General features: G+C 44.7%; 8 protein-coding genes. 4 read left to right on the top strand and 4 right to left on the bottom strand.

The window, feature by feature from the left end; all coding sequences use genetic code 11:
- Positions 1-2: 2 nt before the first annotated feature.
- Positions 3-2,132 (bottom strand): cation:proton antiporter, encoded by a 2,130-nt coding sequence (locus DWY55_RS15970; RefSeq protein WP_120178150.1) that lies wholly within the window; start codon positions 2,130-2,132, stop codon positions 3-5.
- 154 nt (positions 2,133-2,286) lie between these two features.
- Between DWY55_RS15970 and DWY55_RS15965 the strand changes: the two genes are divergently transcribed.
- Positions 2,287-3,294, top strand: a complete 1,008-nt coding sequence (locus DWY55_RS15965) for an aspartate-semialdehyde dehydrogenase (protein WP_117588722.1) — start codon at positions 2,287-2,289, stop codon at positions 3,292-3,294.
- 102 nt (positions 3,295-3,396) lie between these two features.
- On the opposite strand, the gene DWY55_RS15960 is transcribed toward DWY55_RS15965, so the two are convergent.
- The 3 genes from DWY55_RS15960 to DWY55_RS15950 form a co-directional block, all read right to left on the bottom strand.
- Positions 3,397-4,908, bottom strand: a complete 1,512-nt coding sequence (locus tag DWY55_RS15960; protein ID WP_057097740.1) for a glycoside hydrolase family 10 protein — start codon at positions 4,906-4,908, stop codon at positions 3,397-3,399.
- Between the two features lie 87 nt (positions 4,909-4,995).
- Complete coding sequence (locus tag DWY55_RS15955; protein ID WP_005834695.1) at positions 4,996-6,894, bottom strand: RagB/SusD family nutrient uptake outer membrane protein; 1,899 nt, start codon at positions 6,892-6,894, stop codon at positions 4,996-4,998.
- A gap of 19 nt (positions 6,895-6,913) precedes the next feature.
- On the bottom strand, positions 6,914-10,255 hold the full coding sequence (locus DWY55_RS15950; RefSeq protein ID WP_008662812.1) for a SusC/RagA family TonB-linked outer membrane protein: 3,342 nt from the start codon (positions 10,253-10,255) through the stop codon (positions 6,914-6,916).
- 403 nt (positions 10,256-10,658) lie between these two features.
- Between DWY55_RS15950 and DWY55_RS15945 the strand changes: the two genes are divergently transcribed.
- From DWY55_RS15945 to DWY55_RS15935, 3 genes are all read left to right on the top strand, one after another.
- Complete coding sequence (locus tag DWY55_RS15945; RefSeq protein WP_005824933.1) at positions 10,659-11,507, top strand: hypothetical protein; 849 nt, start codon at positions 10,659-10,661, stop codon at positions 11,505-11,507.
- A 412-nt stretch (positions 11,508-11,919) separates the two neighbouring features.
- On the top strand, positions 11,920-15,315 hold the full coding sequence (locus DWY55_RS15940; RefSeq protein ID WP_120178149.1) for a SusC/RagA family TonB-linked outer membrane protein: 3,396 nt from the start codon (positions 11,920-11,922) through the stop codon (positions 15,313-15,315).
- Between the two features lie 22 nt (positions 15,316-15,337).
- On the top strand, positions 15,338-17,023 hold the full coding sequence (locus DWY55_RS15935; RefSeq protein ID WP_118274553.1) for a RagB/SusD family nutrient uptake outer membrane protein: 1,686 nt from the start codon (positions 15,338-15,340) through the stop codon (positions 17,021-17,023).
- Positions 17,024-17,100: the final 77 nt, after the last annotated feature.

Genomic DNA, 17,100 nt, shown 5'->3' with positions numbered 1-17,100 from the left:
CGTCAATTCTTCTTGAACCATTTATAGAACCATTTGCCTACCTTCTCGTAGTGCTGCGACTCGTTGTTGCCACGCGGGTTGGAGAAGGATACCGCATCCTGCGGCTCGCCCAGTTGGTCGGGATAGAGTACTATCAGGCTGTTATTTGCAAAGTACTTGCTGATTTGTGCCGGTAGCTTCTCGAAGGAGCTGTCATAGGAGATGGAGCCGCGGCGGGCGCTGATGATGACCAGCAGATGGTCGAAATTCACTTGTCCGGTCAGTATCAGCAGGTCTCCCCAGTCGTCCAGGCGGGAAAAGTCTGTCAATGTCTGTCCATATTTGGCTTTCACCAGCCCTTGAAGATGGGCGGTAGTCTCTTCATTGGCATAAAAATGCACCCGACAGCCCAAAGTACTCCCCAACCGGCAGAAATGTTCCACCCACTTCAGGAATCCCGCCTCATACTCGGCTTTCGGAGGTACCGCCACAATCACCCGCCTAATTGTGTTAATGGGCATCAGGAACTTGGAAACCATCACCTCGCGATGCAAGCCCTTCAGCAGATTCTCCGTCAGCATACCGAAGAATGAATCCACAATATTGACTTTACGGTGCAGACCTATAACGACATCCGTTGCCGCATATTCTTTTGCTGTATGGATAATGCCCGAAGCGATATTCAAGTCGTAACGCGTGATTTGCCTCAACGGCACATCTGCCGAGGCCGTTATCATGGCAGCCTTTTCCAGATAGCGTTTCCCGCGTAGTTCGGCACTTTCAGAGCTACTATCATCGTTGATGACATTCAGTGCCAACAGATTATCCCGTTGCTTCGGGTCGCGTATCACCAAAGAAAGATTTATCAAGTCTTCAATCGTATCGGGGTTGGCTATCGGAATCAATATCTTCTCCGCTTCCACGGAGCGGTTTTCTTCCAGATGCGCCTCCTCCATGGCAATCTTCCGTGCGGCACGCTCCGTAATGAACGAGCTCACAATGCAAGTTACAAGAATCAGCAGGATAGTACCATTCAAAACATCATCGTTCAGCAAGCGTTCCTCATTGGGCAGAATGATGTTGTATCCCACCAACACAGCCGCCAGCGTTGCCGCTGCTTGTGCATTGCTCAATCCGTACATCAGCTCCCGTTCAATCCCTCCCATCTTATATATTTTCTGCGTCAGCCAGCAGGCAATCCATTTACCTGCCAATGCCACCACAATCATTACAGCCGCTACTTTCAGAGCATCGCCATGACCGAAAATCACGTGCACATCAATCAGCATACCCACACCTATCAGGAAATAGGGAATAAACAAGGCGTTGCCCACAAACTCCAGATGGTTCATCAACGGAGAGACATGCGGAATCAGCCGGTTCAAAACCAAACCTGCAAGGAAAGCACCCAGGATACCTTCCATCCCCACAAACTCCATCAATCCGGCTCCGAGGAAAACCATGGCAAGCACAAATATGAACTGCATCACGTTGTCATCGTACCTCCGGAAGAACCAACGGCCTATGCGTGGAAACAGATATACAATCAAAATACCCAGGAAGATAACCTTTATGACAAGCCATACCCAGAAGAAGCCGTCCGACTCCCCCTTGAACATACCACCCACAACGGCCAGGACCAGCAAAGTGAGTGTATCCGTAACCGCCGTCCCCCCCACTGCAATACTCACACTGCGATGCCGCGACACACCGTAACGAATCACGATGGGATAGGCCACCAGTGTATGCGATGCATACATACTTGCCAGTAGGACAGAGGTCAGTACCCCGTACTTCAACAAAGCTATATTCGTTACCAAGCCTATGCCTATGGGCACAATAAAAGCCAAGAGCCCCAGAACAAGCGCTTTGCCCCGGTTCTGTTTGAAGTCTCCCATATTCATTTCCAGACCGGCAAGGAACATAATGTAATACAAGCCTACTTTGCCGAAAAGCTCAAAACTGCTATCACGCACCAAGATATTGAAACCATGCTCCCCAATGACAAGCCCCGCCAGTATCATTCCGATAATGTGCGGAATACGAAGCTTATTCAACAATATGGGAGCAAACAATATAATGAGGAGTACAAGGAGGAATATCCATGTAGGGTCGGTGATGGGAAGTTTCAAGCTGAAGTCAAACCAATCCATAGGCTATAAGTTTTAGGTTTTGAATGCAAAATAACGAAAAACTTTTCACTTTATGCGGTGTTATACAGCATTTTGTTATAAATTTGCGACCAATTCTATCTTTTTAGAGATAGTATTTCACTTTTTTATAAACTTAATTTAAAACAAAAGAAAAATGAAAGTAGCTATTGTTGGAGCAAGCGGAGCCGTGGGACAAGAGTTCCTGCGAGTGCTCGATGAAAGAAATTTCCCGTTGGACGAGTTAGTATTGTTCGGTTCTAAACGCAGTGCCGGAACCAAATATACCTTCCGCGGTAAACAGATCGAGGTGAAACTCTTGCAACACAATGATGACTTTAAAGGGGTTGATATCGCTTTCACTTCCGCAGGCGCAGGCACCTCCAAAGAATTTGCCGAAACCATTACCAAGTACGGAGCAGTGATGATTGACAATTCCAGCGCTTACCGTATGAACGACAATGTACCTTTGGTAGTGCCCGAAGTGAATGCCGCCGACGCCAAAGAACGTCCTCTCGGTATCATTGCCAACCCTAACTGTACGACTATCCAAATGGTAGTGGCACTGAAAGCCATCGAACAGCTTTCCCATATAAAGACCGTACACGTTTCTACCTATCAGGCTGCCAGTGGTGCGGGCGCCGCTGCCATGGATGAGTTGTACGAGCAGTACCGCCAGGTATTGGCAGGCGAACCCGTAACCGTTGAGAAATTCGCTTACCAGCTGGCATTCAACCTCATTCCGCAAATCGACATATTCACCGACAACGGTTATACCAAAGAGGAGATGAAGATGTTCAACGAGACCCGCAAGATTATGCACTCTGATGTAAAAGTCAGCGCTACCTGCGTACGTGTTCCCGCTCTCCGCTCCCACTCCGAAAGTATCTGGGTAGAGACCGAGCGTCCTATCTCCATCGAAGAAGCCCGTGAAGCATTTGCCAAAGGCGACGGACTAGTGTTGATGGACAACCCGGCAGAAAAGGAATACCCCATGCCGTTGTTCCTCGCGGGCAAAGACCCGGTTTACGTAGGTCGTATCCGTAAGGACCTCAGCAACGAAAACGGATTGACGTTCTGGATTGTGGGCGACCAGATTAAGAAAGGCGCTGCACTGAATGCCGTGCAGATTGCAGAATACCTGATTAAGGAAAAGGCACTGTAAGTTCGAGGATTACCACATAAAATTATTTGAGGGTACTGAAAGTATAAATTATTCATATTTTCAGTACCCTCAAAAATTTCTCACTACTTGAGCAATCTCCGTCTATAATTTCACAAGGCTCATCATGGGAGCGGATTCATTATGTAAACGGTCAAGAGCTGTCACTACATAACGATATTCCGTTTCCCCATCTTTATAAGGCAATCTATAAAAGTTGTCGCATACGATGGATACAATATTTAAAGGATCATCAAGATCTATTTTTTCATTGGAAGTAAAACGATAAACCACATATTGCACAGCGCGATCCATTTCACTCTTATACTTCGGCTCATGCCACTGAAGCATATATTCACCGTTCACCCACAAAGCTGTGAGTTTGCGCACTTTTCCCGGTGCTTGGTTATCTATAAAAGTAAACACGGGTGGCAATGCAGGATACTTATGATACTCCCGTTTCAAACGTTCACGATACCCAGCTGTATCTGCCAGTAAAGTAAAAGCCGACCATTGACAACTACCTCCTATCTCGGGAAAAGAACGCTGTAACATCATCTTACACCCCAGCTGACTAAAGGCCGGATTATTGGGGTCAACATTTCGTACTGAATTTTCCACCGATTGCCCTATGAACAAAGGACGCTCTTCTGCATGTCTCGCCCACCATTCTACGAGTTCTTTATAATCTGCCCGCGGATGCCCTATTTCCCAGTAAAGCTGAGGAATATTATAATCCACCCAACCCTCACGAAGCCATAAAAGCACATCAGCATACAAATCATCATAGTTTTGAAGACTACCCGTCCTACTACCGAGTGGATCAGTAGTAGCATTCCGATAAATGGCAAACGGAGAGATACCAAACTTCACCCACGGTTTAATCTCCCGTATAGTTTTATGTACTTTTTCAATCAGCAAATTTACATTATTACGCCTCCAATCTCCTTTATCGGTAAAATTCTCACCATAACGAATAAAGCTCTCATTATCTGGGAAATCTTGTCCCTTAATCGGATAAGGATAAAAATAATCATCCATGTGGATAGCATCTATATCATAACGCCTCACAATATCACCCACAACCCTACATATATGCTCGCGACTTTCAGGCAACGCTGGATCAAAAAAAAGTTGGTCACCGTAAACAACAAACCACTCTGGATGCCGATTATAGATGTGTGTAGATGCCAATTCATCATCCAACTTATTCTTTACCCGATAAGGATTAATCCAGGCATGAAACTCCATAGCCCTCCGATGACATTCCTCGATCATAAAGCGCATAGGATCCCATTCCGGTTCCGGCTTTTTCCCTTGCTCCCCAGTGAGGAAACGGCTCCATGGCTCTAACTCCGAAGAATAAAATGTATCCGCTTCCGGGCGAACCTGAAAAATAACAGCATTCATGCCAACCTGCCGCAGAGAATCCAACATAACAAGCAAAGTATCCTGCAACTGCCTCGTAGGCATATCACGAAAATGCCCATGTACTGTTTGTATCCATGCTGCCCTAAATTCACGCTTAGGATGTAAAGATGAGGAAAGTGACTGCGCTTGTATGGATAAAACGAAAAGACAAACGCCCCCAAATAAAAGGATCCTTTTTAATCGCATTTCTGACTATTTTTTTATAATTAGAACAAAAGGGTGTACCTCAAATGAAGACACACCCTCGTTTATTCAACAATTAAAATAACTTTGTCACCAACCTGGATTCTGAGTCAATACCTGACCTTTATTCTCATAAATAGTCAACTGTGCAGCCGGTATGGCACGCAAATAGTAGCGTTCCGAATTCAATTCACCAGCCTTGAATATACGAAGTTCCTTTTCACGAAGATAATAAATATACCCTTTTTCAGTATCCTCATTACCCGGATTCTCCGGGTCGAACAGATAGAGCACTCTCTTGCCGGAATCATCTTTTGAAGATATTTCCGGATAATCGGCCATATTGACATAAGCACCCAGGAAAGACATGGCAGGATAACCATTTGCATCTTCTGAGTTTAAGTATTCAAACTTGGCCCAACGACGGAGGTCTTCACCACGACGGCCTTCCATAATCAACTCAATACGACGCTCACGACGGATTTCCCACAAAACCGGATTGACATCAGGGTCACGGGCAGGGTCATTGATAACAACTCCATTCACACTCAAGTTGCCGCCATTCAGTTGAACTTTCGGCATTGTCTTGGCTTCAGTATCTCCCCACTTCGTCAGCTGACGGTCACGGAGTTCATTGATAGACTTGTCAAGGTCACTCTGAGTGAAAGCGTTACCACCCACTTGGGCAATCTCATAACGCGCCTCTACATAGTTCAGCAATACTTCCGCATAGCGGATGCACGGCGCATCAGCCGGACTTAATCTACCGGTACAATAATCCAGACCAGCCACCCACCACTCGTCGTTCAAGAACTTTTTGGTAGGATATCCCGTTGGTGATGTACCTTCGGTATAATTTGTCCCCATGGCGCTCATGATACGAAGACTGTCGGCAACTGTTTGATACAAACGCGGGTCACGGTCTTGAAATGACTTCTGAATACTCGGGTCTTCCTTACCTTGATACAGCGGAGACTGACCTATCGGCAAACCGTCACTACAAAGATAAGTGTTGATTACATCTTGCGTCACACCACCCTGAGTCTGATCTTCCGGACCATTGTAGGACATCAAAGCATTACACTGCAAACCGCTTGTATATTCACGATACCAGATGACTTCCGGATTGTTAGCCAAATCGTCCGTAGTAAACAAAGCATTATAGGTATTGCCTATTGAATAGATACCAGAGTTCATCACTACCTCTGCACCATTAATGGCTCCTTGCAGCAAGTTCTTAATATCACCATCCGCCACCTTCTCTGAAGTAGGACCTACAGTAGTACCGTGATACTTCAGCCATGTGGCATGATACAGCATTTCGCGTGACATATACGCACCAACCACATATTTGTTGACTTGGCGCTTCGTATCATCCGTACGTACATTATCCAATGCATATTGAAAATCCTCTTGTATCTTCTGCGCTACATACAAATAAGAATCACGGTCTTTATAAAGAGCCGGGTCTGCCGGGTCTGTCACCTTATCGTAGTAAGGAACACCGCCATAATACTTTGCCAGCGTACTATAGGCCATTGCACGGAAATAGCGTGCAATACCTTCCCAGTGTCTCTTGGCTTCGTCCGAAATATTCATTCCGGGAATCTTCTCAAGCATGACATTGGCTTTATAAATAACACTATAATTGCCCGACCAAGTTCCTGTCTGGCTATTCCAGTCCGTAGTGGCAGAAGTGGAGAAATAAATATATCCTGAACCGTTTGTATTTGCATTATTCAGATTGATAAAATCATCCGTATAGTCATCTCCAGAGAAATAACCGGCAAAAACAGTATAGTCGGTACCATATCCTGTAAAGTAGGAAGAATAGAAGTCTTGCGCATAAGTACGCAAAGAAGTTTCAGTCTGCCAATAAGTGTCATTGGTCTGCTTGTCCTGCGGGTCTTTATTCAAAAAATCGTCGCAACCGCAGAGCGAGCCCATTGCCAACGCACAAACGATGTATAATAAATTTTTCTTTTTCATAACTGCAATTACTATTAGATTATAAACTAAGCTGAATACCGAACGACACTGTCTTCTGGTATGGATAGCTACGGCCAAAGTTACGCTGGTCACTCTTACCACTGGCCGTACGTATTCCTATTTCCGGATCGATAGCAGGTTTCACACCGTCGATGGTGAAAAGGTTTTCACCAGTGAAATAAACACGCAAACCTTGCACTTTGAATTTACTCAACCAAACCTTAGGAAGAGAATATCCTACAGTAAACGTCTTCAGACGCAGATAAGCCATATTCAGCAAATAGCGGTCATTCACGCTATAGTTACCCGAAGCAGACTGCTTGTAATCCATCGGACGGGGATAGAAAGCATCTGTGTTTTCGGGAGTCCAATAATCCTCAGCACCTTTGTAGAAGGGTTCACCGGTAGTAAAGCCTGGTAATACCTGGTTACCTGCCGCCCAAAGTTTTCTTTTGGCTACCCCCTGGAAGAACATGCTTATATCAAAGCCTTTCCAAGCAGCATCCAGATTCAAACCAAACTGTAAACGCGGCAGGGCGTTACCTATAACACTAAGGTCACCCTTGTCATTTGTATTGGTCTGTTTTACGATTTCACCGTTGTTGTCGAGGTCTTTATAAAGCACATCACCGGGAGCAAATTGATAACCGGCAGGGAATACTTTAGTCTGGTCGGGCAAACCGGCTTTCAAAGAACCGTCAGCATTAAAGTCATCTTCCGTCAAGAAACGGTCGAACTGCAAGCCCCAGATATCTCCCAAAACCATACCTTCTTTATAAGCACTCTTATCCCACCAGCCGGTAGCTCCATAAGAAGGAATCTTTGTATTATACGTCCACTTGGTTACTTCAGTCTTGTCATCGGCAACAGAAGCCGTCACGCCAAAGTGCAGACCATTCTTGAAGGTATGGCGATAGTCAATGGCAAGTTCCCATCCTTTGGTCTGGATAGTACCCATATTTTCATATGGAGCGTCAGCACCCAATGTGGCAGGTAGGTTGGCAGTAGTCAAAATATCACTGGTAGTACGGTTATACCAATCAAACGTTACTCCCAAAGCGTCATTGAAGAAACGGGCATCCAAGCCAAGGTCAAGTGTAGTAACCTTCTCCCAAGTAAGGGTTGAAGACACAATAGTCGGTTTTTGTGTTGACTGTACTTTCTTTCCATCGATAATCCAACTGTCTACAGAAGTGGACAGAGTGGAGATATAACGGTCGGTACCTACATCCTGGTTACCAATCATACCCCAAGAGCCGCGAATCTTCAACGTACTCAGATAAGGCTTCAGTGACTGCATGAACGGTTCTTCAGAAATACGGTAACCGGCAGACATGGATGGGAAGAAACCGAAACGATTCCCAGAGGGGAAACGGGAGGAACCGTCATAACGGCCGTTCAGTTCCAACATATATCGGTCTTTATAAGAATAATTAAGACGTCCGAAGAAGCCTGCTACAGACCACCAAGTATGCGAGGAGCTTGTAGTCTGGTCACCTGTAGCCAGATTCAATTCCGGTTTTGCGGGGTCGAGCAGACCTTTGCGTTGCGCCCAGTAATATTCATATTCGCTCTTTTCAAGGCTGGAACCTGCCATTGCCTTAAAATCATGATCTCCCCAGCGTTTGGCATAAGTTGCCACGAAATTGGCTGTCAGATTCTCCGTGCGTCCGGTTTCCTGATATACATAATCATAAGTAGCAGCAGATAGATAACTGCCATAAGAATCACGTAATGCCTCAACAGACGGACGGGCAGTGAAGATTTCATAACCACTGGTCAAGCTCGGTGTACCATACTTCTTATAGCGATTTTCCACGCTGCTATAAGCAACATCTATATCCAGTGTTAAATCTTTGATAGGCTTGATAGTTGCACCACCTGTCAAACGCAGATACTCACGTTCTTTTGTGGTAATAGGAGCACTTTTCTGTTCGGTCAAGGCGTTACGGAACTCCTTGCCTTCAAAAGTACCGTAAGGCATCATCGGCTGCCAACGATACAGATAGTACATCGGGTCGTAAAGATCAGTATTATAGTTGAATGGCTTGTCGTAGTCAGAACGGGTGAACATGACACCTGTACGGATAGACACATATTTGTTTAATTCAGAGTTCAAAGAGATATTGGCATTGTAACGCTTATAGTTGTCCGAATTGACTTTCATCATACCATCCTGGCTCAGATATCCCAAAGCGATATTGTAATTAGTCTTTCCGTTGCCACCGTTGATAGAAAGGCTATGGTTCTGTTGCGGAGCCCAGTCTTTGATGTATTCATCATACCAGTCCCAAGTACGGATAAAGAACATACCGCCATCGCGGAACTCAAAGTCACGACCCAATTCCATCTCACGGCCAAACTGGTCACCATAACCATATTTGTCCCAGTAATCCTTCATTTTCTGTACATGTGTAGCATCCACACGCATATTACCCACTACGTTATAAAATGCGGTAGACCCCTTAGTCTGATTGATTACACCTTGCAAGTTAATATCAGCCTGCTGCCATCCCGGAAGTTGTTCGGGCGTCTTGGTCGGCGTACGCCATGCAAAGTTATTGGTATATTTTACAGAGAGACGTTCATGTTTACTTCTTGATTTTGTGGTAATCAGCAATACACCAAATGCACCACGGGCACCGTAAATAGAAGCAGAAGCGGCATCCTTCAATACAGAAATACTTTCAATATCGTCCGGATTCACCATAGAAATATCCGTTACTTCCACATTATCTACCAGAATCAACGGTTTGGAGTCACCATTTGGAGAACCGATACTACCACGAATCTTGATAGTAGGCGCACCACCTATCTCACCGGAGTTAGTAGTAATGGTCAATCCCGGTACCGCCCCCTGCAAGGCACGGCCTATATCCGTGATAGGACGGCTATCAATTGTTTTGTTCACGTCCACGGAAGCCACCGCACCGGTCAGGTTCACCTTTTTCTGTGCACCATAGCCTACTACGACAACTTCATCCAACAATTCCGTATCATCTTTCAAAACAACCTTCATTACCGAAGTTGCCTTAACTTCTTGAGTAGTATATCCCACAAATGATACTTGCAGAATAGCACCGGGCTTTACATTTAATTTGGAAACTCCATCCAAATCCGTAATGCCACCATTGGTCGTACCTTTCTCAATGACATTGGCACCAATAATAGGTTCACCTTTTGTATCTACAACTGTGACAGTTACAGAGATAGATTGCATCTGTTCTTGTACTCCTTGTGAGTCGTTGGATGCTGTTTGGGCAGCCATCACGTTGCCACTGCCTAAAAACAGAGCACAGATTGCCACCGCCGTAAAGAACTTACCATTGGCAAGTCCTCGTTTTTTGCGATCTTCATTCATAAGTGATTGATGATTTTGTTAATTAAACCAGTTTTTCAAAATTAGGGTAAGGGAATCATATAGTTCGGATTAGTCAGACTATTTCCGAAGGCTTCTTTAATTTCTCATAGGCGTTTTCTTTATTTAAAGGTTCACATTTTTATATTATCTCTCTTTTTTCTATTTATTTACCAAGTCCAGACGGAACTTGGAATTCAGTCAGATAGTATCTTATTATTAGTCTGTTATCGTCTTGTTTTGACTAAAACGCGGTTGCGTTGGAAAAGTGGGAATACTTTGTTGGATGATTGAGGATATGAGCAAAAGGGAGATGTATGGCCAGTAAAATGATTTTTTCTTGAAATAGCCTTGGAAAGATTAAAAAAAGCTATATATTTGTATTCAATTCTAAAACTAACTACCTATGAAACTAATTGCAGAAAGTGGTTCTACGAGAACAGAATGGGCGCTGGTTGAAGATAATCGTCTGATACAGCGAGCCTTCACAGAGGGCTTAAATCCTTTCTTTCAAACGAGAAGAGAGATTAGCCGAAGTGTGCGGTTAGGATTACCCGAGCATTTTTTCAAAAGGAAATTGGAACAAGTCTATTATTATGGTGCCGGATGTACTTCTTATGAAAAGAAAAATGTATTGGGAGCTTCATTGGTAGCACAATTCAAAACTCCAATTCAGGTAGAGAGTGATTTGCTGGCAGCTGCACGTGGCTTGTTCAAATGCGAGGCCGGCATTGCTTGTATTTTGGGAACCGGCTCAAACTCATGTTTTTATGATGGGAAAATCGTTGTAAAGAATGTCCGGGCAGGAGGTTACATCCTGGGGGATGAGGGTAGTGGTGCTGTATTGGGCAAAATGTTCTTGTCTGATGTACTGAAAGGTTTGGCTCCTAAAGATGTAACGGCGGATTTCTTTGAGAAGTTCCGTATAAGTCCGAATGAGGTTATGGAATCTGTGTATAACCGCCCGTTCCCCAATCGCTTTTTGTCTACTATATCTTATTTTTTGGCTGATTATACCAATGATGACTATGTATTTGAGCTGATTACCGGTAATCTGAGAAATTTCTTTACTCGTAATGTCTGCCAATATGACTACAAAAATTATCCTATTCGTTTTGTGGGTTCATTGGCTTACAGCTACGCGACCATTTTGCGGGAAGTTGCCCGTGAATTTGGCATCGAACTGGAAATCATTGAAGAAACACCAATGAATGGCCTGATTGAATTCCATTCTTTAAATATAGAAGAACCTTAAATTCTTTATATAATAAGGTGTATAACCTCCTTTTTGCAAATGTATAAATATAAAGTTAAATAAATGCAAAGGAATGTTCTTGATATTAAATAATAATGTATCTTTGTTAGGACGAAATGAATGAATCATTTCTCACCTTTGTTAATAACGAGTTTTTTATCTCTTAAAACAACCAATAGAGTTAAGTAATTAACAAGATTTTAACCTTGTATAATATATAACTAAGTTCCGTCTGGACTTGGCAAACAAATAGAAAAACAAGAGATAATATAAAGTTATAAACCTTTAAAAAGAGAAAATGCCTATGGAAAAAGAAACAATCCTGCAAGTTGAATAGTCTCACTATTCGGTCCTTATTACCCTTACCCTAAATTTAAGAAGTATTTAATTAACAACAAATCATCAATCATTTATGAATGAAGATCACAAAAAACGAGGACTAACACATAGCAAACTCCTCACAGCAGTGGCAATCAGCTCACTGTTATTAAGCAGCGGCAACGTGATGGCTGCACAAGCCAATCCTGATAATTCGCTTGGCGTAACAGAACAATTACAAGCTATCACTATCAGCGGTTTAGTTATCGATGCAGCCGGCGAACCGATTATCGGTGCCAGCGTAGTAGAAAAAGGGACTACCAACGGCGGAATTACCGACTTAGACGGTAAGTTTACATTGACCATAACACCGGGAGCAACACTAAAAATATCATTTGTGGGCTATCAGACACAAGAAGTGAAGGCAGCCAAAACGATGAGAATAACTCTGAAAGAAGATACCGAGATGCTGGATGAAGTAGTAGTAGTAGGCTACGGTGTACAAAAGAAGGCTAACTTGACAGGAGCAGTTTCTACAGTGGACTTAAACAAGACAATGGCAGGTCGTCCACAACAAGATGTAGCCAAAGCATTGCAAGGGGCTGTTCCGGGACTAAGCATTCTCACCACAAGTGGTGCCATCGACGAGACAGCCTCCATGCGTATACGTGGTTTGGGGACATTGAGTAATGGAGAAGTCAGCAATCCACTCATTGTAGTGGACGGCGTTCCGATGGATGACATTTCTTTCCTCGATACGCAAGACATCGAAAATATTTCCGTACTGAAGGACGCTTCCGCTTCCTCCATTTATGGAACGCGCGCCGCTTTCGGTGTGATTCTAATCAATACCAAGAGCGCAAAGCCTAGCGAAAAGGTTACCATCAATTACAGCAACAATTTTGCATGGGATCAAGCTACTTACCTGCCGGACTATCCCGATGTACCCACACAATTAAAGATGGGTATCGAAGCCAGTATGAACGGTGGTGCCGGTATGCCTGAATTGTTCGGTATGTATTTCGACAAATTGTTACCTTACGCCGAAAAGTGGCAGCAACAGAACGGCGGCAAGACCGGCTACCGTCCTATGAACCTCTACCAAAGCGATAGTAACGTGGGTGACTATATCGTATTGGACGGCACTCCTTTTTATTATGCTGACTGGGATGTACAGGACATCTACTTCAACAAAGCTGCTCCTTCCATGAGCCACAATGTTTCTATACAAGGAACATCTGGTAAGACCAATTACTACCTATCTTTCGGCTACAACGAAAAGCAAGGACAGATGAAGATTCACCCGGACGAACTAAAAAAGTACAATGCCTCAGTCAATGTCACCACTAATGTTTACGACTGGCTACAGGTGGGTGCACGCATCAACTATAGTCGTAAGAACTATAAACGCCCGGACACATGGGCCAACACCTACCAATATTTGTGGCGTTGGGGTTCTTATTTCATTCCTTCGGGCACAATCGACGGCTATGACACACGCGTCATGGCCATGCAGAAGCAAGCTGCCGATCGTGAAGTGACAACAGACTTGACCCGTATGAACACCTTCTTGAAAGCTGAAATCGTTAAAGGACTGACCCTTAATGCAGACTTTACATATGCCATTCAGAATATGAACAGCGGTTCGCAGGACAACTCCGTTTACGGCATCAATTGGAGCGGGAAACCGGTACCCTCTTACATCGTCACTAAAGGCAATAGCGGTATCTGGAGAGACTTTTCCAAACAGAACACATGGACGGCCAACGCATACGTAAACTATACCAAAACATTTGCCAAAAAACACAACCTGAATGTAATGGCAGGTGTCAACGCAGAAGAAGAGGAATACAAATATCTGTATGGTACCCGCAATGTGATGTACGATCAAGAGGGATACCCCGAACTGAATATGGCTGGCAAGGATGGACAAGATTTGAGTTGGAATCATACATCCCGCGCTTCTGCCGGTTATTTCGGCCGTATCAATTATGACTACAAAGGCATTTATTTATTGGAACTGAACGGACGTTACGACGGTTCTTCCCGTTTCCCCCATACCGACCAGTGGGCCTTCTTCCCTTCTGCATCCATCGGCTACCGCTTCTCCGAAGAAGCCTACTTCGCCCCACTGAAACATATTGTCAGCAATGGTAAGTTGCGTGCTTCTTTTGGCGAAATCGGCAACGAGGCTGTGGGCGACTACATGTTCGAACAATTAATAAGCCAACGGTTGAACAATAAAAGTACCGGCTATATCTATTGGATTGAAAACAATAATGCCAACGCTAATCTCCTGACCATGTATAACATGCCGGATTTGGTATCAAGTACTTTGACCTGGGAGCGTATCCGCACCCTCAATATAGGTCTTGACCTGGGTCTCTTGAATGACGAACTGACTATAGGTTTCGACTGGTTCCAACGTGAGAATCGTGACATGCTGGCACCGGCACAAGTATTGCCGAACACTCTGGGTGCTTCTGCTCCTTATGAAAATGCCGGTACCTTACGTACACGTGGATGGGAGTTGAACTTGAACTGGCGCCATACCTTCGGCGACTTCGACGTATATGCCAACTTCAACATCGGTGACTCCAAGACTAAAGTAACAAAGTGGGACAATGATTCCAAACTGCTCAGCACCTATTACACCGGTAAAACCTACGGTGACATTTTCGGTTTTGAAACCGACCGTTACTTCGAGGGAAAAGACTTCACCAGCCAAAATGCAGACGGCTCATGGAATTATGCAAACGGCATTGCAAGCCAGGCAGGACTGGAATCCGGTAATTTCCATTACGGCCCGGGAGACGTCAAGTTCAAGGATTTGGACGGCAATGGCAAGATTGACGGTGGAAAAGGCACAGCAGACGACCACGGCGATTTGAAAGTCATCGGAAACTCTATGCCACGCTACGAATACAGCTTCCATTTAGGCGGAGCGTGGAAAGGTATCGACCTTGACCTCTACTTCCAAGGTGTAGGCAAACGTGAGGACTGGACGACTTCTTCCCTAAACCTTCCCGCCATGGTACATGCCGACGTAGCCATCTATTCCCACCAAACAAGCTATAACAAAGTGCTTTGGAATTCAGACTATACCGCCATTACCGGTTATGAGGTAAATCAAGGCAACCGTTATCCACGTCTTTATCGTGGTACAAATAATAGTGGAGGTACCGTATCCGGTATAGCTAACGGCTGCAACAACTACTATCCCCAATCCCGCTATTTGACAGACATGTCCTATCTTCGTCTGAAGAACGTAACTGTGGGATATACCCTTCCGAAAGAGTGGACACGCAAAGCCTACATTGAGAAAGCACGTATCTACTTCAGTGGCAGCAACCTCTTTCTGCTCCACAAAGGGAATGACCTTCCAGTCGACCCCGAAATCAGTACAGGCAATGGACTTACAGCCGGTGGATGGGGACGTATAGCTCCTATTACACGCACATTCTCATTTGGAGTCCAGGTAACATTATAACAACCTCAAAAACTTAAGAACAATGAAGAAATTATTTATATATGGGGTCACAGCGCTGGCGATGTTAACCGGTTGCAACGATTTGCTGGACAAATCCCCCTTGGATACCTTCACGAATACTCCGGCATACTGGAGCAACACCGATAATTTGGATAATCAGTGCAATACTTTTTATAACAACTTTACCGGCTTTGGCAACGGAGCCAGTGGAGGATGGTTCTACTTCAAAACAATAAGCGATGACCAGGTAGATGCAGAAAGCCATAACTGGACTTACACTAACGTGGTCGCATCTTCCACAAACTGGTCAGCCCCTTTCACAGAAATCCGACGCGCCAACTATATCATTGCCGGTGTACAGTCTTCCTCTCTTGATGAAGCAACAAAGGCCCACTATGAAGGTCTTGCACGCATGAACCGTGCGTGGGAATACTATCAGTTGGTCCGTATGTACGGCGATGTTCAATGGATAGACAAAGTTATCGACCCAGCCGACAACGAAGTCCTCTACGGACCACGCACCGACCGGGATGAAGTGATGGACCATGTGCTGGCAGACATCAATTATGCGTGCGAACACATTACCGCAAACAGCAATCGGCAACGTTTCAGCACCGACATGGCATATGCCATGAAAGCAGACATCACCTTATATGAAGGTACATACTGCAAATATCGCACTCAAGCTGAGAATGGCAAAGCCGCTGATGAGAGCCGCGCCAACAAATACTTGCAAGAATGTGTATCAGCCTGCGAATATCTTATGGCCAAAAACTACTCTCTAAGTAACAGTTACAAAGCCAACTATAATTCTGTCAGCCTGGCAAGCAATCCGGAAATGATTTTCTACAAGCCTTATGCACAAAGTTCGTTAAGGCACTCCACCATTGACTACACAATCAATACAAGTGGTACGCACGGCATTTCAAAGGACGCATTCGACAGTTTCCTTTTCCTTGATGGAAAACCGTTGGCAACAACCTCGAAAAACAAGGACGATGCAGCCGTATTGGATGCAGACAAAAATTACTCTATAAGAGAGGTTTTGGCCGTACGCGACAAGCGCCTGTCCGAAATTCTTGACCCGGTACTTTCTTTCAGAGGCCACGCCTACAGCCGTGCCGGTGTAGCAGCCTTCACCACATCGACCGGTTATGGCATCGCCAAGTATGATAACCCCGAAGAATTGAGTGTTAGCGACCGAAACAACATCGGCTACCAATACACCGACTGCCCGCTCTATTGGATTTCAGTTATTTATCTGAACTTTGCAGAAGCCAAAGCCGAAATGGGTTCTCTCACACAAGACGATCTCAACAACTCCATAAACAAGCTTCAGGCTCGTGCCGGCCTGCCGGCTATGACAACTACTCCAGATGCCGATCCTGCCAATAATATGGGAGTAAGCAATCTGATTTGGGAGATACGCCGCTGTCGCCGTTGCGAACTGATTATGGATAACTGGTACCGATATTGGGATTTAATCCGTTGGCACCAGCTCGACAAATTGGATTCAACCAAGTACCCGAACACCATGTTGGGCGCCAACGTAAGCAATGTGCCTGACTGTGAAGAAGCGACCAAGAACGGATATATAGATGCCTCCGATGCACAAATCCGTACTTATGAAGCCAAACATTATTTCTACCCGATTCCAACTACACAGTTGACCCTGAATAAAAACATGAAGCAGAATCCGGGTTGGTAATCAACTAAAAACAGCATATCGCGCTGTACCTCGTTTGGATTTAATTAAAGCGTTCATACATTCCATGTATCTAAATA

This window comes from Bacteroides sp. AF25-38AC (assembly GCF_003602995.1).
Classification (GTDB): Bacteria; Bacteroidota; Bacteroidia; order Bacteroidales; family Bacteroidaceae; genus Bacteroides; species Bacteroides uniformis.
This window is presented reverse-complemented; position numbering and strand designations above follow the sequence as displayed.

What these genes read in the sequence shown, in the direction of transcription:
- DWY55_RS15970 (WP_120178150.1), bottom strand. Translation starts at nt 2,132, where the DNA reads ATGGATTGGTTTGACTTCAGCTTGAAACTTCCCATCACCGACCCTACA.
- DWY55_RS15965 (WP_117588722.1), top strand. Translation starts at nt 2,287, where the DNA reads ATGAAAGTAGCTATTGTTGGAGCAAGCGGAGCCGTGGGACAAGAGTTC.
- DWY55_RS15960 (WP_057097740.1), bottom strand. Translation starts at nt 4,908, where the DNA reads ATGCGATTAAAAAGGATCCTTTTATTTGGGGGCGTTTGTCTTTTCGTT.
- DWY55_RS15955 (WP_005834695.1), bottom strand. Translation starts at nt 6,894, where the DNA reads ATGAAAAAGAAAAATTTATTATACATCGTTTGTGCGTTGGCAATGGGC.
- DWY55_RS15950 (WP_008662812.1), bottom strand. Translation starts at nt 10,255, where the DNA reads ATGAATGAAGATCGCAAAAAACGAGGACTTGCCAATGGTAAGTTCTTT.
- DWY55_RS15945 (WP_005824933.1), top strand. Translation starts at nt 10,659, where the DNA reads ATGAAACTAATTGCAGAAAGTGGTTCTACGAGAACAGAATGGGCGCTG.
- DWY55_RS15940 (WP_120178149.1), top strand. Translation starts at nt 11,920, where the DNA reads ATGAATGAAGATCACAAAAAACGAGGACTAACACATAGCAAACTCCTC.
- DWY55_RS15935 (WP_118274553.1), top strand. Translation starts at nt 15,338, where the DNA reads ATGAAGAAATTATTTATATATGGGGTCACAGCGCTGGCGATGTTAACC.